This window comes from Syntrophotaleaceae bacterium (assembly GCA_041390365.1).
Lineage (GTDB): Bacteria > Desulfobacterota > Desulfuromonadia > Desulfuromonadales > Syntrophotaleaceae > JAWKQB01.
The window spans coordinates 72,210-96,478 of the sequence record JAWKQB010000004.1 but is presented as its reverse complement, the minus strand read 5'-3'; the positions used below and the strand labels follow the sequence as shown (position 1 = coordinate 96,478).

General features: G+C 58.7%; 19 protein-coding genes. 11 read left to right on the top strand and 8 right to left on the bottom strand.

Annotated elements, in window-relative coordinates:
• Positions 1–196: 196 nt before the first annotated feature.
• The 3 genes from R2940_17990 to R2940_17980 all read left to right on the top strand — a co-directional run bounded on the left by R2940_17990 (position 197) and on the right by R2940_17980 (position 2,988).
• Positions 197–1,276, top strand: a complete 1,080-nt coding sequence (locus R2940_17990; protein MEZ4601685.1) for a hypothetical protein — start codon at positions 197–199, stop codon at positions 1,274–1,276.
• A gap of 132 nt (positions 1,277–1,408) precedes the next feature.
• Positions 1,409–2,158: a futalosine hydrolase gene (gene mqnB, locus R2940_17985; GenBank protein ID MEZ4601684.1), complete on the top strand. Its 750-nt coding sequence runs from the start codon at positions 1,409–1,411 to the stop codon at positions 2,156–2,158.
• On the top strand, positions 2,158–2,988 hold the full coding sequence (locus R2940_17980) for a 1,4-dihydroxy-6-naphthoate synthase (protein MEZ4601683.1): 831 nt from the start codon (positions 2,158–2,160) through the stop codon (positions 2,986–2,988). Before mqnB ends, R2940_17980 begins: the two co-directional genes overlap by 1 nt.
• 154 nt (positions 2,989–3,142) lie before the next feature.
• On the opposite strand, the gene serA is transcribed toward R2940_17980, so the two are convergent.
• A complete protein-coding gene (serA, locus tag R2940_17975) occupies positions 3,143–4,753 on the bottom strand; it encodes a phosphoglycerate dehydrogenase (GenBank protein ID MEZ4601682.1) in 1,611 nt (536 codons plus the stop codon).
• Between the two features lie 189 nt (positions 4,754–4,942).
• Positions 4,943–6,967 (bottom strand): diguanylate cyclase, encoded by a 2,025-nt coding sequence (locus R2940_17970; protein MEZ4601681.1) that lies wholly within the window; start codon positions 6,965–6,967, stop codon positions 4,943–4,945.
• A gap of 298 nt (positions 6,968–7,265) precedes the next feature.
• Here R2940_17970 and R2940_17965 point away from each other — a divergent pair, with 298 nt between their 5' ends.
• The 7 genes from R2940_17965 (at position 7,266) to R2940_17935 (ending at position 16,726) form a co-directional block, all read left to right on the top strand.
• A complete protein-coding gene (locus tag R2940_17965; protein ID MEZ4601680.1) occupies positions 7,266–8,903 on the top strand; it encodes a PocR ligand-binding domain-containing protein in 1,638 nt (545 codons plus the stop codon).
• Between the two features lie 16 nt (positions 8,904–8,919).
• Positions 8,920–9,558, top strand: a complete 639-nt coding sequence (locus R2940_17960; protein ID MEZ4601679.1) for a response regulator transcription factor — start codon at positions 8,920–8,922, stop codon at positions 9,556–9,558.
• A gap of 412 nt (positions 9,559–9,970) precedes the next feature.
• Positions 9,971–10,717 carry a TorF family putative porin gene (locus R2940_17955; protein ID MEZ4601678.1) on the top strand — a complete coding sequence of 249 codons (747 nt, stop codon included), beginning with the start codon at positions 9,971–9,973 and terminating at the stop codon, positions 10,715–10,717.
• An 87-nt stretch (positions 10,718–10,804) separates the two neighbouring features.
• Positions 10,805–11,944: an ABC transporter substrate-binding protein gene (locus R2940_17950; GenBank protein MEZ4601677.1), complete on the top strand. Its 1,140-nt coding sequence runs from the start codon at positions 10,805–10,807 to the stop codon at positions 11,942–11,944.
• An 81-nt stretch (positions 11,945–12,025) separates the two neighbouring features.
• Entirely contained in the window at positions 12,026–14,293 is a 2,268-nt protein-coding gene (locus R2940_17945) for an ethanolamine ammonia-lyase (protein ID MEZ4601676.1), read from the top strand.
• Positions 14,294–14,463: 170 nt separating this feature from the next.
• A complete protein-coding gene (locus R2940_17940; GenBank protein ID MEZ4601675.1) occupies positions 14,464–15,285 on the top strand; it encodes a hypothetical protein in 822 nt (273 codons plus the stop codon).
• A gap of 277 nt (positions 15,286–15,562) precedes the next feature.
• Positions 15,563–16,726: a hypothetical protein gene (locus R2940_17935; protein MEZ4601674.1), complete on the top strand. Its 1,164-nt coding sequence runs from the start codon at positions 15,563–15,565 to the stop codon at positions 16,724–16,726.
• Here R2940_17935 and R2940_17930 read toward each other — a convergent pair.
• Genes R2940_17930 through R2940_17920 form a run of 3 tightly spaced genes read right to left on the bottom strand, consistent with a single transcriptional unit; the run spans position 16,720 to position 19,270 of the window.
• A complete protein-coding gene (locus tag R2940_17930; protein ID MEZ4601673.1) occupies positions 16,720–17,919 on the bottom strand; it encodes a hypothetical protein in 1,200 nt (399 codons plus the stop codon). The two genes, R2940_17935 and R2940_17930, sit on opposite strands and share 7 nt — an antisense overlap.
• Positions 17,920–18,807 (bottom strand): 3-keto-5-aminohexanoate cleavage protein, encoded by an 888-nt coding sequence (locus R2940_17925; GenBank protein ID MEZ4601672.1) that lies wholly within the window; start codon positions 18,805–18,807, stop codon positions 17,920–17,922. It lies immediately after the preceding gene.
• Positions 18,800–19,270: a GNAT family N-acetyltransferase gene (locus R2940_17920; GenBank protein MEZ4601671.1), complete on the bottom strand. Its 471-nt coding sequence runs from the start codon at positions 19,268–19,270 to the stop codon at positions 18,800–18,802. Before R2940_17920 ends, R2940_17925 begins: the two co-directional genes overlap by 8 nt.
• A gap of 205 nt (positions 19,271–19,475) precedes the next feature.
• Here R2940_17920 and R2940_17915 point away from each other — a divergent pair, with 205 nt between their 5' ends.
• Entirely contained in the window at positions 19,476–20,708 is a 1,233-nt protein-coding gene (locus R2940_17915) for a bifunctional alpha/beta hydrolase/OsmC family protein (GenBank protein MEZ4601670.1), read from the top strand.
• A 212-nt stretch (positions 20,709–20,920) separates the two neighbouring features.
• On the opposite strand, the gene R2940_17910 is transcribed toward R2940_17915, so the two are convergent.
• Genes R2940_17910 through R2940_17900 form a run of 3 tightly spaced genes read right to left on the bottom strand, consistent with a single transcriptional unit; the run spans position 20,921 to position 24,238 of the window.
• Entirely contained in the window at positions 20,921–21,493 is a 573-nt protein-coding gene (locus R2940_17910; GenBank protein ID MEZ4601669.1) for a CAP domain-containing protein, read from the bottom strand.
• A 34-nt stretch (positions 21,494–21,527) separates the two neighbouring features.
• Positions 21,528–21,983, bottom strand: coding sequence for a response regulator (locus tag R2940_17905; GenBank protein ID MEZ4601668.1), 456 nt, complete (start codon positions 21,981–21,983; stop codon positions 21,528–21,530).
• A complete protein-coding gene (locus tag R2940_17900) occupies positions 21,980–24,238 on the bottom strand; it encodes a PAS domain S-box protein (protein MEZ4601667.1) in 2,259 nt (752 codons plus the stop codon). The genes R2940_17905 and R2940_17900 overlap by 4 nt, the downstream gene beginning before the upstream one ends.
• Positions 24,239–24,269 lie beyond the last annotated feature (31 nt).

Genomic DNA, 24,269 nt, shown 5'->3' with positions numbered 1-24,269 from the left:
ATGCCCGGTGTCTCCGGCACCAGTCAAAACAGATCCTGTTCTTTCTGCTCCCTGTACGCCCAATCCCGAAAATTCCCGCACGTACGCCATATTGACTTTTAACCCTCAATCCTCTACCGTATCAAAAATTGTTTGCAAGCGCGCTGGCTGCATTTTTTTCAGGCAAAAAGTCAAATCAGCCAAAAAGGACCGACCATTGGCCCTAGACAAATTCGATTTTCCCCTGGGCATCGCCCCCTGGCCGAGTGAACTGCGGCGGCGAAGACAGATCAAAGAAGGGTATCATTTTTCCCTTCTCGAAAAATCCACCGATTCCTACCGCTTCAGCATCATGGCAGGCGCAGGACGAATCGCGGATATCTTTCAGGCTTTCGCTCCCGGCTTCGGAGAAGATGCTTTTTTCATTCTCGAGTTTTATGACGAGGAGCAGGAATCCTCGTCCAAGGAACCGCCCAATCCTCGACTCTACTACTCCCCCTACCTGCCCGTTACTGAAATCATCGACACACTGGAACCCTACCTTCCCCGTCTGATCCACGACGGCTTCGTCGGTTTCGGCCTGGCAAACAGTCATACCGGAATGGAGCTGTTCTATTCGGAAGAAAAAATTCTGACCTGCTTTACCGAAAATCATATCCGTGTCACCGACCTTCTGGGGAGGCTGGGCCTGAATTATGACGCCCGGCTGCTGCTGACCAGCGATCTGGGGCACGATCACCTCTCGCTGCTCTGCCATCATCCCAGCGCCCTGCCCAGATATTTCGCCGGGAAATCGGAGGAGTTTCTGGATTATGCCTCCTTTTGCGGAGAACTGGCGGATCTGCTCGACATGTATCCGGTCGAGGAGGGTCTTTCCTTTTTTCTTTCGAGACGGGAACAGGAGATCATCAGCCGAAGGCTCAAGGAAAATAACGACTTCGACTGCTTCGCCGACGAGGATTTTGGCGAACTGCTGCTCAGTTGGCATGACTTCGTTCAGGAATGCGAAGCTGGATTCGAGGGGGACTTGTGGGAATATCACCAGAGCCTGAAGCTTCGCGATATCATCCAATTCGTCCTTGAGGGCGTGCCGGATGTTCTGCGGGAAAAAATTTCCGACATCATTTCCGAAACCGACAGCCGTTTTCGTCAGATGTTGACGGATTGCCGGAAGCGTCTCGATCCACCGGATGATATTCCCCTACACGCCGACCGGTTCTGGTACCGGGGCATGGTCCGCAAGCAGGGCGCCTTTCTGCGCCGCGATCTGATCCGTCAGGACTGGTTCAAACCCTGAATAAAGATTTCTATCCCAATGAGCTCCCCTCGTCTCGCTCTCTCTGATGGTGAGGATCGGTGTGAGGGTGGTTTGGCAGATACCCCTGTCCCTCTCCCCGTCCGAGAGGAATGAATTGCCCGGATAAAGACCATGATCGCCATCGTTGCAGCGGTTCCCCTTGAAACGGCCCAATTACGTCGCTCCCTCTGGCCCTGTGAAGTCCGTCGGTGCGGTCAGCGGGAACTGTTTCTGGGGGTCCTGTACGGGCACAAGATCGCCCTTCTCCACAGTGGCATCGGCAAGGTGAACGCCGCCTCGGCCGTGACTGCCCTGTTTGAAAACTTCCGTCCCAAGGCCCTGATCGTGATCGGCTGCGGCGGTGCCTATCCCGACAGCACTCTGGAAAAAGGCGATCTGGTCCTGGCGACCGAAGAAATATCCGCTGACGAGGGGGTGGTCACCCATGAGGGCTTTCGACCCTTCTCCGAACTTGGCTTTCCCCTTTTGTCCGATCCCAACCCCCGTCTTGAAAGCCGCTTCCCGGTGGACCAGAACCTCCTGAACATGGCCCGGCCGTTTTTTGAACAGGTCGCTCAACAGGAGGGCCGGAAAATGGTATCGGGATCGATCGTGACCGTTTCCACCTGTTCCGGCAACGAGCAGTTGGGCCGGGAGATCGCCCGCCGCACAGCCGGTATCTGTGAAAACATGGAGGGGGCTGCCATTGCCCAGGTGTGCCGGCTCTACCGGATACCCTTCCTCGAACTGCGGGGGATTTCCAATCGGGTGGAGAATCGCGATCTGACCAACTGGGACCTGCCGGGAGCGGCGGAGATCGCCCAGCTTGCCCTGCGGGCCTTCCTGCAGGGCCGAAACCTGTTGCCCGAGGAAACCGCCTGATGCGGGGTCTGTCCCTCGGCTATTCCCCCTGCCCCAATGATACCTGCATCTTTTTTGCCCTGGTCCACGGCCGGATCCCTCTGCAGGATCTGGCTTTCCAGGAGCGGCTGGAAGATGTGGAGACCCTCAATCGTCTGGCCTGCAGCCGGCGTCTCGACGTCACCAAAATCTCCTACCATGCCCTCGGCCATCTTCGATCCGACTATGCACTGTTGCGCAGCGGAGGCGCACTGGGCCGGGGCTGTGGACCGCTGCTCGTGGCCCGTCACGCCCTGACCCTCCCTGATCTGGAGCAACGAAGGATCGCCATTCCCGGCAGGTTGACGACCGCGACCCTGCTGCTGCAGCTGTGCGGCCGATTCGAAAACCTCCTGGTGATGCCCTTCGACCGCATCATGCCCGCCGTTCGGGACGGGTTGGCGGATGCCGGGCTGATCATCCATGAGGGGCGTTTTACCTATCATGAACTGGGGCTTGTCAGCCTGCTCGATCTCGGACAGTGGTGGGAGGAAACGACCGGACTGCCGATCCCTCTGGGAGGCATCCTGGCCCGCCGTGATCTGGGTCCGGAACGGATCAAAAGGATTGAAGAAGCGGTGCGAAAGAGCGTCGCCTTCGCCCTCGCCCACCCTGGGGAAGCGGCCGCCTACATACGCCGGCACGCTCAGGAGCTGGACGAGGAGGTGATCCGCCGCCATATCGGTCTGTATGTCAACGACTATTCGCTGGATCTGGGGGACGAGGGTCTGGGTGCGGTGCGGGAGTTGCTGAAACGGGCCGAGGAACGGGGTTTGATTCCCCGATATGCGGGACCGCTGTTTGCTGAATAGACAGGGCAGACACTTAGGTCTAGGGCAGACACATAGGTCTGCCCCTACACAGCACGTGGAATTTTGATACCGATGTAGGTCTGCCCCTACAAAACCTGTAAAATCCGGTTTCGATACCGATACCGATACCGATACCGATACCGATAGGAAAATTTTAACAGATTGCCATGGTCTCCGGGCGCATGTTGACCGACCGGATGAAGTGGGCATCGACGGCGGCGGCGATGGTGTCGATGGTTTCGGAGTTTGCCGGGGTGTCGATGGACAGCACCACCATGGCTTCACCGGCTTTTGAACGCCGGCCGAGATTCATCGAGCCGATGTTGATGCCCGCTTCGCCGAGAATGGTGCCGATCCTGCCGATGGAACCCGGGCGGTCGGCGTAACTGATCACCATCATGTGTTCCTCGGGCCGGAAATCGGTCATGAAATCCCGCATCTTGACGATCTTGGGGATGCCTTCGAAGAGGGTTCCGGCTACGGTCCGCATTCCCTGGGAGGTCACCAGGGTCATGGTGATGAGATTGGAGAAGGAATCCGATTCGGTGGAGCGGCTCTCTTCGACGACAATTCCCATCTCCCGGGCGACCAGCTGGGAGTTGACCAGGTTGACCTCGTGCTCGGTATGGCCGTTGAGCAGGGCCGAAAGGCCGCAGACGGTCAGGGGCGTGCAGTCGTGGGACGCCAGTTTGCCGTTGTAGGAAAAGAGGACCTTGCTCGGATTGGCGGGAGCGAGCTGGACGATGAATTCCCCCATCTGCCGTACCAGATTCATGAAGGGCTTCATGTGGCGCATCAGTTCCGGATCGAAACGGGGAATGTTGACCACATTGTCCAGCGGCTGATCGTCGAGGAAGTTGATGATCTCCCGGCTGACGTCCACTGCCACGTTCTTCTGGGCTTCAAAGGTGTTGGCCCCCAGGTGGGGCGTGACCACCATGCGCGGATGGTCGATCAGCTTTTTCAACACGTCGCTCTTCGGCGGCTCTTCACTGAAAACGTCGAAGGCCGCCCCCGCCACCTTGCCGCTCTCCATCGCCGCCAGCATGGCGGTCTCGTTGATGATTTCGCCGCGGGCGCAATTGACGATGATGACATTGTCCTTCATGTACTGGAAATGGTCGCTGCCGATCAGGTCGATGGTTTCGTCGTTGCGGGGGGTATGGACGCTGATGATGTCGCTGCAGCGGATCAGCTCCTCCAGGGACACCAGGCGGGCGCCCACGTCCTCGGCCCGTTTTTCCGAGATATAGGGATCGCAGGCCACCACTTCCATTTCAAAGGCCTTGGCCCGTTGCGCCACCCGGCCTCCGACCTTGCCGAGCCCGACAATCCCCAAAGTCTTCCCCTTGAGTTCATATCCGGTAAAGGGGGCCCGCTGCCAGCCGCCGTTCTTCAGGCAGGCATTCGCCACAGGAACGTTGCGGCACAAGGTCAGCATCAACGCCATGGTATGCTCGGCGGCGGAGTTGATGTTGCCGTAGGGAGCGTTGACCACCAAAATGCCCCGGCTGCTGGCCGCATCGACATCGACATTGTCGATGCCGACCCCGGCGCGGGCGATGATCTTGAGCTTCCGGCCGTGCTCGATCAGAGGCAGGTCCACCTTGGTGCCGCTGCGGGTGATGATAGCCTCGTAGCCTCCGATGATCGAATGAAGCTCGTTTTCGGAGAGTCCCAGCCTGATATCCAGTTCGATTCTCGGATCGTCGAGCAGAGGCTGCAGCCCTTCCTGCGAAATTTCGTCGGTGATCAGTACCTTCATGCCTCATTCCTTTCCTGTCCGGGCCGATTTTTCGCCCGCAAATTGAGAGGCGGAGTATACAAAAAAGCCTTGCCCCCGGCAACACCCGAATGAACCAACTCCGGCACCTGCATCGGCTGGTGGTTAGGTGAGGAGTGAGGAGTGAGGGGGTAAGGCGAAAGGCAGCGCCTGTTCGATTTTGATCTCGCTTTATTCGCAGGATTCATCAATCGCCCTGACCCGGTTGCGGCCCTCTTTTTTGGCCCGATAAAGCGCCTGCACGGCCGCCGCGACCAGTTCTTCCATGGCGCTGGCATCCTTCGGCGTCATGGAAGCCACCCCGATGCTGACGGTGACCGTGCCGGATGCACCGTCGCCGCAGTGAGGAATCGACAGCCCCTCCACCTGCAGGCGGATCTGTTCCGCCATGTCGATGGCTGGGGCTTTGTCCGTATCGGGGAGGATGATGGCGAACTGCTCGCCGCTGAAACGGGCGAGGTGGCCTTCGTGGTCCCGGAATCCCTGGGCCAGCATTTCGGCGATATCTTTCAGACACTGGTCGCCGGTCTGGTAGCCGTAGGTGTGGTTGAACTGCATGAACAGGTCGATATCCACCAGGAGCAGAGCCAACGAGGTGCCGCGTTTGCAGGCAGTGCTCCAGGCTGCATTCAGTGCCGCGTCGAAGCTGCGGCGGTTGGGGATATTGGTCAGCGGATCGAGCAGGGCCTGGCGGCGCAGATAGTGCTGGGCACGACGGCGCTGCTGAACTTCGAGCTCAAGTTTGATATTGGCCTGCTCCAGCTTGTCGGTGCGTTCCGCCACGCGCCCCTCAAGATCGCTCCGTGCGATGCGCAGCTGTTCCAGAACGTCGGCCAGTTTGCGGGTGCGGCGATTGAACCAGTAGGCAAAGGCGCCGATTTCGTCCGGCCGGTTGTAATCCAGACAGAGCATCTCTTCGGCATTGGTGTCCACCGCCGTTTTCAGCTGATGGGTGACCCTGGCCAGGGGGCGCATGAGAATCCGGTTCAAAGCCAGAAAGGCAGCGATGACCGCCGCCGACACCCCGACGATCAGGGCCAGCAGAAGCGCCCGATTAAGGGCCGTGGCGGCCGAAATGGCGTGGCTGACTGGGGTGACGGTCACGATTTTCCAGTGGGTGCTCGGCACGTGGAAAATGGCGACGGAGCAGGGTTCCTTAAGCAGCAGATCCCTTTCGGTGGTGAAATGCTGCAGCAAAATGTCCCTGTCCTGGCCGGTTTGGGGGCTCTGCAGCACGGCGGCGATCCTGCCGGCCTCGACGGCGGATATCATGTCACTGGCCCGGGCGATGTCTTCGGCAACGGATGGATCGGGTGGACTGGCCCTGCGCAACAGGGCCGCGGAGGATTCCTGCAGGGCCGCGGCAATCGGCTGAAAAACCGGCTCCCGTTCGGCCAGCTTCGCGGCCTGAATGTATGCGACATGCTGGCGGCCGAACTTGTCCTGATAACGGTCCTGACTGAGCGGGACGTCCGGAAAGGAGAGAAAAGTGCCGTTGCGATCGACGGCAAAAGCGTAGCCCCCCATTTTGGTGGCTTCACCCTCGAAGAAGGACTCCATGCCTTCCAGCTTCAGGTCGACGGTGACCACTCCGAAGAACCGGTTCTCACGGTAGATGGGCACCGTACAGGTGACCATCGGCACGTAGGTATGGGGATCCATGTAGGACCGGGACCAGAAGATTTTGTTGGGCGACAGAAAACGCCCGGGGACATACCACTCCTCGCGATGGTAGCCGGCGCCTCCCGGATCGTTGTAGTCCGCGACATATTCGAGAATGCCGGCGGGGTTGCGTCCCCAGAAGAAACTGCGCCGTTCCAGTCCCGGAGCGAAGGCGTACGGTTCGTACCAGACCCCGCCGCCGATAATGTAGGACGAGGGCCCCAGCCGATCCATGAGGCGTGGGATCAGGCGCATGTGGTCCTCCACCTCCAGGGGCAGATCGGCAGCCGTCGTGGCCATGGCCCGCGCGAGCGTTTCGGCGACCGCTATCCGTTCGCCGAGCCGCGCAACCATGGTGTTGCCGATCTGGTTGACCAGGCGGAAGGACTGCTCCTCGAGGCGCGGCCGGCCGATCCGATCCATGATCAGAGTCAGGCTGCCAATAAGGACAGTCAGCAGAAAGACGAACACCAGGGGGGTACGAAACAGAAGGCTGTGATACCAGCGTACCGAAAAGGATGTTTCTTCGTTCATTTGGGACCTTGAAAGGCTGGCGGGAGGCAATGATGCCCGCTTTTGTCGGCGAGAATAGCACAGGGGGTTTGCGGGCGCCCAACATTTTTTCCGGCCCCACCGGTTCTGGCATTCCTCAGCGGCCCGGGTAAGCAAACTCTAACTGGACAGCCCCTTGTCGGCTCCTATACGATGAATGGTGCTCCATTAACAACGCGTCCTTACCACTGCCGAGAATGTCCGGCAAGGGCAAGAGGCGTTATCCGGTCCGACTGCCGAATCCGCGCTGGCGGAAGGATGAATCGATGACCCGGACTTCATGATCAATCTACTCGACCTTATCGACCGGTCCACCCTGGACAAGATCATGACCGCCTATACCAAGGCCACGGGCATGGGCGGCAGCATTTGCGATACCCAGGGCAACATTCTTGCCGGACCCTACAATTATTCCGATTTTTGCCTCAACTTTTGCCGGGGAAGCGCCAAGGGGCGCAAAAAATGTATGGCCAGCGCCCGTTTCGGCGCCCATGAGGCCATGCGCCCGGGCGCCAATGCCATCTACGCCTGCCTCAATGCCGGGCTGGTGGATTGCGCGGCTCCCATTCTCGTCGAAGGTCAGCTCATTGCCGTCATCATTTGCGGACAGGTACGGACCGAAGACTATGAAATCGACCGGGACCTGGCCGCACACCATGCCATCGATATCGGCATCCGGGATATTTCCGGTTATCTGGAGGCCCTTTACCGGATTCCCAGGATCAGCTACCGGCAACTGAAAGACTATGCCACCCTCCTGAAGATCATCGCCCACACCACGGGCACGCTGGCCACCAACAACAGGCGGCTGAAAAATCTGTCCCGCAAGCGCTTGTTTCAGCTCTACAACAGCGTCTCCGACTACATCATCGCCACCGATATCGACGGCAACATCGAGATGCAGAACAAAGCCATGCTCAGAGCGCTGGGGCAGACCGGCACCGATCTCACCGGCCGATCTCTGCCCTCGCTGTTTCTGGACGAATCCCGCATCGTTCAGGAGCTTGACAAGCTGCGTCAGGTGCGGGACGTCTCCGACCGACTCAGCCTGGGGCTGCTGCTTTCGGAGAAAAAGCTGGCCCAGGTCGACGCCTCCTTCTCCCGGATCGAAAACGAGCAGGGCGAGCTGCAGGGATATGTGGCGGTCATGCGCGACCTGTCGGAAGAGAAAAACCTGGAAAAAATGAAAAGCGATCTCTTCGGCATGCTCACCCACGACATGATCAACCCCATTCTGGCGGTCAAGTCGGCCCTGAAACTGCTGCTCGACGGGCAGGTGGGATCCCTGACAAACGACCAGAAGGATATTCTGCAGATGGCGGCCAGCACCAACCAGGACCTTATGGGCATGGTCTCCGACTTTCTGGATGTCTATCGGCAAAGCTACGGCATGCTGGTGCTGCGCCGGTCCCGGTTCGACATTCATCAGGCTTTGCAGGAGGTCATCAACCAGTCCTACTATTTCTGCCAGGACCGTCAGGTCAACATATCCTATCAGTCTGATTTAAAAAAGGAACTGACCTTTTACGGCGACCGCATCCGCCTGCTGCGGGTATTTTCCAACCTGTTGGACAACGCCATCAAGTTCAGCCCGGAAGAGGGCCTGATCACGATCGAAACCAGGACTCTGACGGCGGCCGGCAGCGCCGACGCTGTTCCGGACTTGCAGAACGCAGACTCCTGCATCCAGATCTCCTTTCACAATTCAGGAGACAGGGTTCCCCGAGAGGAACTCGACCTTCTGTTCGACAGGTTTTTTACCAGCAACCACAAAAATCCCAGCGGCAAGAAAGGGCTGGGACTGGGGCTGCATTTCTGTAAATTGGTGGTGGAGAGCCACGGGGGTCGAATCTGGGCGGAAACGACCGGGGACGGTCTGCGTATCAGTTTGACGCTGCCCGTGTCCCCGGAAAATTGAGGAAGGGGGAAATTTTATGCATGACAAGCCGTTCAAAGTCTTTCTCGCCGACGATCACCCCCTGTTGCGGACCGGCCTGCGCATGAGCCTCAGCCAGCAACCGGACATCGATTTTATCGGCGAGGCCAGCGACGGCTTCAAGGCTGTGGAAAAGATCCAGAAAAATCCACCGGATGTGGCCCTTATCGACGTCGACATGCCCGGTCTTTCCGGGACGGCCGTCATCCGCATGCTGCGCAAGCAGTATCCGGAGATGAAACTACTGATCCTCTCCTCCTACAGCGACCGCCACTATATCGAAGAAGCGATGCAGGCAGGCGCCAACGGCTATATTCTCAAAAGCATCGACATCAACGAACTGATCGACGTCATTCGTGCTTTCGCCCGCAATGAGCAACCGATGTCGCCCTATCTCATGGATCTGGTGATTGAATGGGACACCTGCTCGCTGGGCGAGCACGGGGACCTGACCAGCCGGGAAAAACAGATCCTCGCATGTCTCGCCCGCGGGCAGGGCAACAAGGAGATCAGCGACTCCCTCTACATCAGCACCGAAACCGTCAAAACCCACATCAAGAACATCTTCAGAAAGCTGGATGTGAAAAGCCGCCTGGAAGCGGTGGCCGCCGCCAGGGAGAAGCACCTTATCGGTTGATCCGGAGGGGAAGGCCGTCCCTTTCACCGGGAGCCTGCCGCCAAGCCCTGGTTTTCCCTCTCAAGGTGAGAAAAAATCCCCCCTCCAGGGGATATCCCTCTCCCCCCGCAAGGGGATATTCTGCGAACATCGCAGATTCCGAAGAATCCCGAGACAACCCACAGATAGCAATAAAATCCGTTTCGCTGTCAGTGAAGCGTCAGCGGAACGGTTGTCGTTGTCGTCATCGTCAGTCGGGGTTCGATTACGATTACGATTACGATTACGACAACGATAAAGACAACAACGATCACGATTTTGCGTCGATTTTTGAATTTTCATGCTGGATCGAGGGTAATGCAGCGGGCGAACGCTCTGGGGGATGGCCCGCCAGGCCGCACGCCCATTTTCATCAGAATGGAGGTAGGCAGTCATGAAAAAATGGAGCGTATTGTTTTTCGTCGGCGTCCTGATGCTGTGTGCGGGCTTCAGCAACAGGGCTCAGGCCGCCATCGAGGTGGAAGGGGATGTGTACGTCGGACTCTGGGACAAGTACCTGTGGCGTGGATTTGACCTGAGCGACGGCCGCCCCACCATCCAGGGCGGCATCGATCTCAGCGCGGGCGGCTGGTCCCTCAGCACCTGGCACAACTGGCAACTGAAAAGCAGCGATGACATCAATTCTGGTGAAATGAACGAGACCGACATCATCCTGACCTATTCCTTCAATGTCGGCGAAATGGTCTCCATCAGTGTCGGTGACATCTTCTATTCCCTGGACTTTGAAGGCGCCGAAGACACCAATGAACTCTTCGTCCATACCACCCTCAACACCCTGCTCTCGCCTACCCTGAAAATCTGGTGGGACTGGGACGCTGCCGAAGAGGATGGTCTCTACTACACCCTGGACATCAGCCACAGCTTCGATCTCGGCCAGTGGCTGCCAAAATCGACTCTCAACCTCGGGGCCCTGGTTGCCTACAACCAGCACAGCGACTATGCGGTAGGGGATTTCGGCGGGTTCCACAACTATGAGCTGAGCACCAGCATCGACTACGCACTCACCGATCAGCTGACACTCAGCGGAATCGGCATTTTCTCTTCGGGCATCAGCAGCGCGGCGAAAGAGGCGATCGACACCGAAACAGCCTTTGCCCTGAACCTGACTTTCACGTTCTAACTCTCCCTGGAAAAAAGATCCTCCAAGGGGTTGCCGGCCTTGGGGGATCTTGAGGATTCCCGCCGGCAATCCCCTTGGGAGGGGTCGATGAAAGCTGACAGGAACAGCATCATGAAAAAGGTTTCGTTCGCCGTCATCCTCTGCGCGGTCCTTCTGGCGCTTCTGTTCTCGGCAGGCTGCAAGCGGAAGGAGGAGCCGGCGCCGGCGTCTCCCCAGATTCTGCGCATCACCTGCTGGGCCGGCTATGCCAAGCCCTACGAGACGGCCTTCAAGGAGATGATCAAGACCAAACACGGGATCGATGTGGAGCTGCAGATCTTCAATCCGACCGATCAGGATGAATTCTTTCAGGCGGTGAAGAACAATACCGCGGACCTCATCTCGCCGCCCATCGAACTGCCCAAGATCCCGCGGTTCTTCTCCTATCAGGACGGCAGTCAGTATCTGCAGCCGGTCGATGAGAACAACATTCCCAACCTCGCGAAAATGATGCCGGTGTTCGCCAACGACCAGACGCCTTTCTACGACGGGGTGCGCTACGGCGTGCCTTACAACTGCGGTCCCTACGGTCTGGCATACAATCGCGACAAGGTTGCGGCCGCTCCGGAGAGCTGGAACGTCTTGTGGGACCCGCAGTATGCCGGCCAGTACACCATCAACAACAACTTTCCGAAGGTCAATGTCTGGATCTCGGCGCTGGCCCTCGGCTACGGCTACGAGGAGATCTTCGACATCAACAAGCTCGACCGCGCCAAGGTCCAGGAAAAACTCAACGTTCTGGCCAAAAATGCCAAGAGCCTGTGGGACGGAGCGGCCAATCCCGATGAATTCCCGGAACTGTCCCTTGCCACCACCTGGGGCTTTGCCGCCCAGCAGGCCAACCTGAAGGGCGGCAACTGGCGCCTGGCCACTCCCAAAGAAGGGGGCACGGCCTGGATCGATGCCTGGTATATCGGGGCCGGCGCCCAGGGCATGACCAAAACTTTGGCTGAAGAGTGGATTAATTTCATGCTCGACCCCGAGCGCCAGGCTGACGTGGTCAAATCCCAGGGCGTCTCTCCGGTCATGGCCGACACCGGCGATATCCTCAATGCCGAGGAAAAAGCCATGTTCCATGTGGGGGACGAAGGCTACTTCAAGACCGTGGCCCTGTGGCGGGTCCTCAGCGAAGAAACGGAGCAGGCCTTCAACGCCATGTGGGAAGAAGCAAAACAGCAGAGACAGTAATCGATTTTCAACCCATGCCCCGCCCGCGGAACTCGCCCGGGAGGGATCGCATCCCCCATCAGACGAGACGGAGGTAACCGAATGTTAAAGAAGGGAAAATTTCTGGCAGCCATGACCGGTGCCCTGGTAATGACTTTCCTGGCAGGGGTGGCCGGGGCCGTCACTATCAGCAGCGTCAAGCCGGGTGAAGACGTACTGCAGTACGTCAAACGCAGCAAGGGACAATTCGACCACACCTTCTATCAGCAGGTCATCGGCGCGGCCAATGCCTTCAAGGAAGGGGACGAGGCCATCGGTGTGGCGGCGGACAGTGAATCGTCCCGGGAAAACGCCCGCAAACTGCTGGCCAACACTAAGATCAAGGACCTTCACGAAAATCCGCTGTTCGTGGACGGCCAGGAAAAACTGATCCGCAACACCACTGACAAAGCCGCCTACGACAAGATCAAGAACATGACCATGGGCGAGCTCAAGACCTTCCTGCTCACCCAGCCCGAGGCCAAGATCAAAGCCATCATGGGCGGACTGCACAGCGATGTGATCGGCTCGGTGGTCAAGCTGATGTCCAACGACGAGCTGATCCGCGTCGGCCAGAAGATCTTCACCACCCTGCCCGGCTCCCAGATCGGCGCCAAAGGCTACCTGAGCGCCCGCATTCAGCCCAACTCGCCGACCGACAACGTGGAAGACATCCAGTGGCAGGTCCTGGACGGCTTCGCTTATGCTGTCGGCGACATCGTCATCGGCACCAACCCCGTCGACAGCCAGCTTGAGGCGACCCTGCGGGTCCAGAATGCCCTGAAGGAGATCGTCACTGCCTTCAAACTCGAAGATACGGTCCCCTGGTGCGTGCTGGCCCACATCGACGGCCAGGCGGCCGCCGAAAAGGCACAGCCTGGCTCCACCGCCATCTGGTTCCAGAGCCTTGCCGGCACCGAGAGCGCCAACAAGACCTTCGACCTGACCATCCAGAAGATGCTCGACTACGCCAAAATGCGTACCGGCCCCTACGGCCTCTATTTTGAAACGGGCCAGGGCGCCGACTTCACCAACGGCCACGGCCATGGATTCGACATGGTGGTGCACGAGTCCCGCAAATACGGATTCGCCCGTGCCCTGAAGCAGGAAATCGCCAAAACCAAGGGCATTCCCGAAAGCGAAGTCTGGCTGCACCTCAACGACGTCGCCGGCTTTATCGGCCCCGAGGTGTTCAAGACCCGTGAGCAGCTGGTACGCTGCTGCCTCGAAGACATCGTCATGGGCAAACTGCACGGCCTGGTGCTGGGCCTCGACATCTGCTCGACCCTGCACATGCCCGTCACCCTGGATGATCTCGAATGGTGCCAGGATCAGATCGCGCCGGCCAACCCCGCCTACCTGATGGGGCTGCCGACCCGCAACGACCCGATGCTCAGCTACCTCACCACCGGCTATCAGGACCATGTCCGCCTGCGTGAGAAGTTCGGCTTCAAGGTCAACGACGCCATGTGGGCCTTCTTCAAGAAGATCGAAGTTATCGACGCCAACGGCAAACCCACCAAGCACTTCGGTGACCCGGCCTGGGTTTACTACAAGTTTCTCCAGGCCAAGGGCGACAAGCGCCCCTTCGACGCCATCTATGCCGAAGGTCAGGACGCCATCAAGCGGGTGCGCGGGCGCGGCGTCGATCTGGCCGTGGGCTATGGCGAAAACATCTGGGATCTGGAACCGGTCACCAGGAAACGCATTCACGACCTGTATGACGACGCCAAGGTCAGCCTGTGGGCGGAATTCACCCCCGAATTCATCAACTCCATCCCCAACGCCGTCAGCATCGCCAGCCAGTCGCACGACCGGGAAAACTACATAGCCGCTCCGGCGACCGGCGAGGAACTGTCCGAATCGGCCGTGGCCACCCTGGATAAACTGGCCGCCTCCTGGGGCAGCAAGGTCCCCGATGTGCAGGTCGTGATTTCCGACGGCCTGAATGCCAGGGCGACCATGGATGAAGGGCACCTGATGCCCTATTTGAACGAACTGAAAAAACAGTGCAAGAAGGCCGGCCTGACCCTGTCCGATAAAAATATCGTTGTCACGGGCGGCCGTGTCCGCGCCGGGTACAAGGCCGGTGAGATCCTGTTCGACCAGGCCGGCAAGGCACCCAAGGCGATCATCCATATCATCGGCGAACGCCCGGGCAGCGGCCACAGCGCCTATTCCGTCTACCTCACCAAGGTGGTACCCGCCACCTGGGCCCAGAAAGGCGCCGTCGACCACGACCAGACCAAGGTCCTTTCGGGTATTGCCGACACGGGACTGCTCCCTGCGGAAGCAGCCCGCCAGACCGTCAACCTGCTCAAACAGATGTAACATCCTCCTCGCTGCAAAGGCCCGGGACCACTGGCATGGGGTCCCGGGCCCCCTCCCTCGGCTCCTGCCCGGCGCGGACCTTCGGCCCTCCCTCCCAACCGAGGGGCCCCGTCGCCAGAACCCAAATGCGCGTCAATACAATGAGTACCGGTCATTATCGGATGGCAGACATGGCAAACTCCGCAATAGAGATCCCGGCGACCGAATCGCGCCCCCGCCCTCAGGCCCTGACCCGGGATGTGTGGGACAAAACGCGGCTATGGGTCCGGACCATGGCCGCAAGCCCCTATTACCGCTACGGGGAGATCGGCAACCTGGCCTACACCTTCGGCAAAAGTATCCTCGAGGGCGCCATTCTCTACTCCATGTTCTCCATGGCCCAGAACCAGTTCAAGGTGGCGGCTCTTCTCGGTGTACTGACCAAGTACTTCTATCCGGCCATCACCTTTTTCAGCAGTCTCCAGGTTTCATCTTTTGTCGACTACCTGGAGGGTTTGGCCAGCGAAAATCATCAGGTCCGGCGACTGATCCGCGCCCTGGTACTGGTCGGTGGCGGTCAGGCGCTGGGAGCCGGATTGCTTCTGCTCTGTTACCCGCCGCTGTTCACCGGGCTGTTTGGCGCCAGCGCAGGCAGTGGCTACCTGCTTATCGCCTTCTACCTGCTGCACCATATCTGCGACGGTTCCGCCCAGGTTGCCGAGGGTCGGGTGTGGTTCAAGCTGATCGAAATCAAGCTGCGTCACTGCCCCTTGCGTCAGATCTCCGACAACTTCTGGGGCATTCATGCCATGAGCCAGAACATCCAGATGCTTTCGGGACTGGCACTGCTCTGGATGACCACCCTGGCTACCGGGCTTTTTCAGGACCGCCTCGGCCACATCGTCATGTGGGCCATCGTGCTGGGAGGTACCTTGCTGACCGGCATCGCCAAATTCAGTCTGCCGCTGGTCTGGAAACTCGTTCTGCAACCTCAGGACAAAAAGGCCGCATGACCTTCCAGCAAAATCTATCCCTCCGGTTTCATCTCCCGCCCCCGGTTTAGCGAGAGCGAGAACCTGACTGACAAAATTGGTCCTCTTCCGGGTTTTTAATACCAACGAAAAAGGTGGGAATCACCGATTTTCCGGTATTGCCGCAGATGGTTTCCTGCTGGATCAAAGCTTGCAATAAGCGATGATCATCGGGTCCTGCCAGCCATCCATCGCCCGGGAAACAGTGACATCCATGGCCTTGGCCGTTCCGGCCACCCCCTTTTTGAAGGAAACATCCTTGAAGACCTCAGGAATAAGCTTAAACAATCCGGTTGTTTTCACCCTGGTCCTGACCCTGCTTGCTTCCCTTCTTGCCGTGACGGGTTTTCGTCACGAACTCCTGCACTGGTCAAAAAGCCGTCGTGCCGCTCGTCCGGCCCCTGCACCCCAGCCTGCCCCACCCGTTACCGTCAGCAACAAACCGGTTGTAGAAAAGAGCCTGCCGGAGCCGGGTCCTCGGGTCATCGAGGAGAAAGCCGTACCATCCGCACCGGCCGTTGCGGAGGAACCGGTGACCCTGGCAATTCCCGGCTCACCAACCAAATACCGGGCCGGCGAAGACCCCGAGTTCGCTCGCCGGAGCGGGTGGCCCGTGACGGGTCCGGCGCCGCTTCCGGGAGCCATCCTGCCGCATAAACGGATCGTCGCTTTCTACGGCAACCCTCTTTCCTGGCGCATGGGAATTCTGGGGAAATCCCCCAAGGAGGAGATGCTGCGTCAGCTGCAGGAGGAAATGGCGCGATGGCGGGCGGCGGATCCGTCCATGGACATTCAGCCTGCCCTCCATCTGATTGCGGTCACGGCGCAGACCACCCCTGGACGAGCCGGCAAGTATCGCATGATCATGCTGGATGAAGTGGTCACCCAGGTTTATGAGTGGGCCAAGGAGGCAGAGGCCCTGTTGTTCATCGACATTCAGACGGGGCATGACGACATCCGCAACCTTTTGCCCCGTTTCGAGTGGATTTTGAAAAACCCTGACGTGCATCTCGGAATCGACCCGGAGTTCAACCTGGTCAAATCAGGGGCGGTGCCGGGGACGGAAATAGGGACATTCGATGCCGCAGACGTAAACTACGTGACCGGCTATCTGCGGGATCTGGTGCGGAAACACAATCTTCCACCGAAGGTGCTGACCGTGCATCGCTTCACCAGCAACGGCGTGACCAACTACCGGGATATCGAGCTGACCCCCGAAATACAGATTGTCATGCACATGGACGGCTGGGGAGGACCCTGGCTGAAACGGGATTCCTACAAGAGGTATGTTGTCGCCGAACCGGTCCAATATACCGGCTTCAAGCTCTTCTATCACAATGATACGAAAAAGGGTGATCCGCTGATGACGCCGGAAGAGTTGCTCCGGCTGCAGCCCAGGCCTCTCTACATTCAGTATCAGTGACGGGAGGAAAGCAGGAACATTCGTTTAATCCAAAAAAATTTTCGCTCAAGGGCATCCAGAAGCCGGATGACCCGAAAAACTCCCTTTACTCCCCTTCGCCCGGCCCATTCCATGCGGTTCAACAGCTTGCTGCGCCGTTTCAGGGCGCGTATCGCCCGTTCAGCCTGGCGGTCGACCCCACCCCTGCGGATCTCGTCGAAGGCCGGGATGAAGACCGGCGGAACCTTCATGACGCGGTCGAGGTGCATAGGCAGGTCGGTCTTGTTGGCAAAGACCGCGAAATCCTCCAAATGACCCTCCTGCTGGAGCACAAGCATAGTACGGATGCATTTCTGACAGCATCCGCAGTTCAGGAATTTTTCGGACAATTCAAAGGAACCATAGAAATTCTGCTGACAGATCCGGAGATTTTGCTGAGCCAGGCGACTGGCGGCTATCGCCCTGATTTTCTGGTTCTTGGTGAAATCCCCCCCGTAATGGTCGACCTTCATCACTTTTGAGGACCAGAGCGGATCCGTTTCGCAGTTGCTTCCGTTGAAGGACGCTTCCCTCCTCGGCAGCCCCGAGGAAACAACCAGTTCCCCGACCCCGTCCAGAAGATGTCCGATCGCTGCCAGGGCCCCTGCATAGGAAAACCTGTACTTCCTCCCGGCAATCGGATGGTCTCGGTAGTTGGTCCGGATCAGGGCGGCATGCAATCCCTTTTCGGCAGCGACCCGCTGCACGGTTTCAAAAACAACCCGGGCGCCCTCTTCGTCGTTTAGCCAGATATCGTAGCCATGGATGAGAACCAGCGTGTCGATCGGCTTCGGATAGGTCAGCAGCGAAAAAAAAGAGTCCACCCCGCCGGAAAAACAGAGGGCTCTCCGTACCCCTGGCGATGGTTCGGGCCGCGCCCCCGAAAACCGGGACTCGATTCTGATCGGCTTCCAGCCCATCCATCGGGAAAAATAATCCATGATCCTGCCGGTGTTGGCCAGCCATTCAGGACACAGCGGATCTTCGAAAACCAGATTCCGCCCGTGGCTCATGGCCGGAATCAGCAGTGCGCTGGCAAAACCTTCCGGAGACAACCGCAATTGCGCGTTTGAGGATTCGAACCAGAGCAATTCGGCGCCAACCCTGGCCGAAACCCTGTGAATCCCCGCTTCCGTCTCTTCATGAAAAAGCTCGCCGACCAGAATCTGTTCCATCTACTCCCCCAAAAAAACCGCCGGCAGGCCGAGCATGGCCCGCGCCTCGGATGGCTCCGCCACCTTTCGACCGATTTCGACACTCAGCCGCACAACCCTTTGAATGAGCTGCTCGTTGGTGGCCAGTTGCTCCCGGTCATAGTAGAGATTGTCTTCCAGACCGACCCGGACATGTCCGCCCATCAGGATGGCCGCAGCATTCATGGTGAGTTGAAAGCGCCCGATCCCTGCGGCCGCCCAGTGTACAGCAGGGGGCAGGTTCTTGACCATGCAGCTCAGGTCGAACAGGGTGGCCGGGGTGGAAAAGAGCGAGCCGAGCAGGATGTTCATATAGAACGGTCCCGTGAGCACGTTCCGCATCATCAGCACCTTCGCGGTATGGATCATTCCCGTCTCGAAGACCTCGATTTCCGGAACGATCCCCCGTTCCTTCATTTTCCGCGCCAGCGATTCGATCATCTCCGGGGTATTTACGGAAGCCTGACCGGGGAAATTCAGCGAGCCCAAAGTCAGACTGGCCATGTCGGGCCGGGCTTCCCCTTCCAGTTCCAGCACCTGGGAGCGGCACTCGAAAGTGTTATGCCGACGCCCGCTGGTGGAAACGCACAGGATCGCCTCAGGGCACTGCTCCCGGATGCCGAGAATTATCCGGGCAAACAGTTCCTTACGGTAGGTGGGCTCCCCCTCCTCATCCCGGGCATGCAGGTGAACGATGGATGCCCCCGCGCGGATGCAGCGCAGGGCATCGGCAACGATCTCCTGCGGCGCAAGGGGAACGTGTGGTGAATCTTTGCGCCCCGGAACCATTCCGGTAATAGCCGCATTGATGATCAGTTTCGGATAAGGGGTGACGGGATGGGGAATGCCCAAATCGTATACGCTATTCATCTTTCACGGCCATTCCGGTTCGAGCCCACTTCTCCAGATCGACGCGGAGGGTCGTCCAGTAATCGATATCCGGCGAACCGAATTCATGTTCTTTTTTCAGATGTCCCACCTCCTCGTAGCCGAAATGCTTTTTGTACCAGGCAATACTGTCCGGCAGATCGCAATTGGTGGTCAGGGTCCTGATTCCCCGGCGGGCCATCTCCATCATCCGGAAGGCCTGCAGCTTGAGGCCCAGCCCCAACCCGCGGCAGCTTTTGTCCACGGCCATCAGCTCGGTTTTTGCCTCCGTGTCCGAAAGGATCTTGTAGCCGCAAAACCCCACCACACGGCCCTCCCTGCGGATCACAACGTAATTTTCCCAATTGATTTCCGGCATTTCCGGAGATGGCACGTGATGCATGTTCACCTGCTTTAGCAGGGCCATCACCTGCGGCTTGTCTTCTTCACGAATTTTTTCGATCACCGAATGCACAATGCCTCCTAACCAGCAACAACGCGTGATTCCGATACTGATACTTGAGATTTATATCTCACCTCGATCGGTGATGACAACGGCTGATATCTGATGAATCCCTTTGTTGCCAACCGCAACTCCGGCTCCGGTGATTTTTGTTAGAATGAATGGAAACCTCTTCGGATGGAGCCCTAAAGATTTCAGGAGTTTGCCCATGAAAGTGCAGAAAATTTCATTTTCCAATGCCGGGGGAGAAAGACTGGCAGCGGTCCTGACCCTGCCCGAGGACGAAAAGCCGATCGCCTTCGCCCTCTTTGCCCATTGCTTCACCTGCACCAAGCACATCTCCGCCGCAGCCCACATCGCCCACGCCTTGACCCGACAGCGCATCGCCGTCCTCCGTTTCGATTTCTCCGGACATGGCGAAAGTGCGGGGGAATTGTCCGAAGCGACCTTTTCCTCCCAGATCAGCGATCTGGTGGCGGCTGCCGGCTTTCTGGAGGAGAGGTATGAAGGGCCCAAAATCCTCATCGGCCATTCCCTTGGCGGGACCGCGGTGCTGCATGCCGCCGAAAGAATCGCGACCACCAGGGCCGTGGTGACATTGGCCGCACCCAGTGATCCGGGGCATATCGCCAAACTGGTTGAAGAGTCGCGGGACGAGATCGAACGCACGGGGGAAGCGACCCTTTTGCTCAACGGCCGTCCCTTTACCCTTCAAAAGGAGTTTCTCGAAGATATCGAGGCGCAGGACACGCGGGACGTCATCCGCCGCCTGGATGCGGCCCTTCTGGTGATGCATTCTCCGCGGGATCTGGTCGTGGGCATCGACCATGCCGCCGAAATCTACCTTGCGGCCCGGCACCCGAAAAGCTTCATCTCCCTCGATCCGGCGGACCACCTGCTCTCCCGCAAGGAGGATTCCCGCTATGCCGGAGGGATGATCGCGTCCTGGTCCCGACGCTACCTCGACGTCACCGAACAGGAATCCCCGGCTCCGCCCCCGGTGACAGACAACCGGATCACCGTTCGCACCGGCACCGAAGGCTTTCTGACCGACATGTTCGTCCGCGGTCAGTCCCTGATAGCGGACGAACCCGAATCGATGGGGGGAACGGGGCGAGGGCCTTCCCCTTACGACTATCTCCTCGCCGCTCTCGGATCCTGCACCAGCATGACCGTCCAGATGTACGCCCGGCGTAAAAAATGGCCCCTGCAGGCGGCGGTGGTCCGACTCGATCACCGCAAGGTTCATGCGGAAGACTGCGCGGAATGCGAAGAACCCGGCCGAAAAATCGACCGCTTTGAACGGGAGCTTGATTTGATCGGGGATCTGACCGAGGAACAGCGCCGGCGACTCCTGGAGATCGCCGAGAAGTGCCCGGTGCATCGAACGCTGAAGGGAGAACCTGTGATCGAGACGCTGTTGCGGGAAGAAAATCAATAGGACCAGGCAGTAAATACCACCACTTTAAATGGAGCCAAACCTAAAAACTTGACTGCAATATACCAGCACACAGAGAAAAGCCGTTAAGTTATACGCAAATTCAATCCAGATGGCCTGATGGCTTTTTTGGCATGCTTGACGTTCTCTGTGCCCTCTGTGCTGTGGTAAATGCTTTTGATTTTTTCAGGTTTTTAAGCCTTTTTTCGGTGCCCTTAATAGGGCTTTTGCCCCAGCACGTTGCCCGGGGGGTTGTAGTTGCAGACGATGATGACCTTCCCCTCGCATTGGGCCTTGCCGCAGCCGATCTCGCGGGTTTCCGACCAGACCATCTGGGTGTAGTGCCCGACCTCCTGAAAATTCGAGCGGTCGATCGGATCTCCTTCGTAATCCCGCTTTTCGCTCTCCCAGCCTCGCGCCGCATCGACCACCCCGTAATAGCCGGCCGTGCCGATGAACAGGTTTTCCCCGTAAGGGCCCGCCCATTGACCCGTTGCCGGCCGATGTTTCATCCGGCAGGCACCGGCGGCAAGATGATCGGCCCACTCCTGGGCATGGGCGGCGACGGAGGGGGACCAGGACACCGGATTCGTTCCGACTTCGGCCCGCACGCGGTTGTGTTCCTCCAGCAGCTGTTGCACTTCTTCTTGGGTAAGATCGGAACCGGTCCGCTGCCCGGAGATTGCCCCTCCTGCCGCTGTTTCGGACAGGGATGCTGGAGGTAAAATCCAGAGAAAGAGCAACGCCGAAAGGACGGCAAGCATGGAAAAAAATTTTTGCCTGTTCATACCAGCCTCCAGCATTCTTTAAGGAAGAAGACCATCACTCCGGACATATCTGGCCACTGTCGGGAGCCTCGTTGACAAGAACCCAGAATGTGCTTATTTCGCGAATAGCCTTGGTAAAATCCTGAAAACCGGCTGGTTTGACCACATAGGCGTTGACGCCCAGACAGTAGCTTTTCACCAGATCCCGCTCCTCGCGAGAGGAGGTCAGCATGATGACGGGGGTCGCCCTCGTCACCGGGTCGGTCTTGATCTGTCGCAACACCTCCAGGCCGTCGACCCGGGGCATTTTCAGGTCGAGCAGGACAGCCACAGGGTTCCCGTCCGGTCGGTTGGACCAGCTTCCCCGGCGATACAGATAGTCGAGAGCTTCCTGCCCATCCCGAACGACATCCAGCTTGTCGGCCAGGCCGAACTCGGCGAACACCGTCAAGGTCAGCTCCACGTCGTTGGGATCATCCTCGGCCAGCAGAATCCGCTTGTGCAGGGTCATGTTCCCCTTCCTTCCCTCGGCAGAGTGAAATAGAATGTGGCCCCCTTGTCGACCTCTCCTTCGGCCCAGGCCCGCCCGCCATGGCGCTGAATGATGCGCCGGACGCTCGCCAGTCCTATGCCGGTTCCCTCGAACTCTTCCTGAGGGTGAAGCCGCTGAAAGACACCGAAGAGCTTGTCCGCAAAACGCATGTCGAAGCCTGCGCCGTTGTCCTTCACGAAGCAGACGATTTCGTCTGTTGACTCACTGCAGCCGATCTCGATCCTGGCAGGGTTCCGGTGCCGGGTATATTTCAGGGCATTGGCAACCAGGTTGGTGATCACGTTCCGCAACAGCACCGGATCGGCCTCAACCTGCGGCAGTTCCTCTATCCTCCATTCGATTTTTCTCCCTTCCACCTCATAAGTCAACTCCTTGCAAACCTCCCTGACTAAGGTCTTCAGACTGATTTTCCGCTTGTCGAGCGACGCCCTGCCGATACGGGAAAATGTGAGCAGGTCATCGATCAGCGAGGACATCCTGCGCCCCGCATCGCCGATGATCCGGATATACCGGTTGCCTGTCTCATCCAGGGATTTTCCATATCGATTCATCATCAGGTCCACGAAGCTGGTGATGTGGCGCAAGGGAGCCCGCAGATCGTGGGAAACCGTATAGGTGAAGGCCTCCAGTTCCTGGTTGACGGCCATCAGCGCGGCGGTTCTCTCCTGAACCCGCTGTTCGAGTTCGAGGTTGAGCCGGTGCAGCTCTTCCTCGGCCTGTTTCCGTTCCGAAATATCCTCGATGACGGCGATTTCATAATCGGGACGGCCTTCGGCATCCCATACCAGCGAAAGGGTCAAACGCGCCCAGACAAAATGCCCCTTTTTATGCAGGAAGCGTTTCTCCACGGTATAGTTGTCCAATTCGCCGGCGGCCATTCTCTTGAAAGGGATCAGGTCGAGATCGACGTCATCGGGGTGGGTGATCTGCGGCCAGGGCGTGAGGCGCATCTCCTCTGCCGAATAGCCCAGCATGGCACAAAAGGCGTCGTTCACATCGATCCAGCGGGCATCGTCAAAGTTCACCCGACCGATACCCACCCCCGCCTGCTCAAAGATGGCGCGGAACTTCTCCTCGCTTGCCCTCAGGGCCGCGGCCCTCCCCAGCAGCTCGCCTGCCATGCCCGCCACGGTTTGCCGCAATTGCCGCACCTCAGTGGACGCTTCAAAGTCATCCTGCCGGGGGATCTTCCCGGCCCCCATCGCCCGGGCATCCCGCTCCAGTCGAAGGATCGGCCCGGAAATGGTCCGGGACAGATGCCAGGCCAGCAGAATGGCGCCTGATGTGATCAGTAAGGCCAGGCCGGCATCGCGGACCAGGCGCTGCCGCAAGGGGGCGATGACCATCTCCGAAGGACGGGCCGACCCGGCGATCCACCCGATCCCCCTGACCGGCACCCGGGCGGCGAGCCAATTCCCCCCCGGGACCTCGAGACCCACTTCTCCCGCCTGCGACTGATCCCCTCTCAGGGCACGGATCAAAAGCGCATCCGTCTCCCGCCAGCGCAACCGTTCCCCCCAGGTAAATCCGTTGGCCTGGGTGCCGTTCGTCCCGCTTCTGAAGACGAGAACCCCCTGGTTATCGAAAAGGGTATAAGCTCCTCCAGCGAGGCGCTGTTGAAAAACGGCTTCATCCAGAAATGTCGGATCGATGACCGCCACGACCACCCATCTGAGACCCAAAGCGGTACGAACGGCACTGGCGATGGCGAATCCCCAGTCGGACTTTTCCTGTTCCAGGCGTTCCAGGTCGCCGACGGCCCAACTGTTGCCGGCCCGTATTTTTTGAAAATAGGACTTTCCGGTCAAGTCCCGGCCCACCAGTGCGGGATCGCTGGAAACCATGACTTTACCGGCGGGACTGACCCAGCACAGATTCCGCATGACACGATACTGATTGGCATTGAAAGCGAGAATCCGCCTCGCTTTGGACTCGGTGTAAGGGGACAGGGTCAGAATGGCATCGCCCACGGCCAGGCTCTGCCGGTGAATATCCTCCACCTTGGCCGCGAAGGTGGTTGCGATGCCCTGGGCCACCTCCAGTTCGGTTTGGATCGCCGCAGCCCGGCGGTTCTGATAGGTCCCGACATACATCAGCACCAGAAGCAGCAGCATGGGCACCAGGACAAGAGCGATCAGAAGATACAGGCGACCCCGGATACCCCTGGGCAGAAGATGCATTGTTTTTTTGTAGGGGCCGCCTCCCAAAAACATCTCTTTTCCTTGTCCCTGTTTGCCTGGCTTA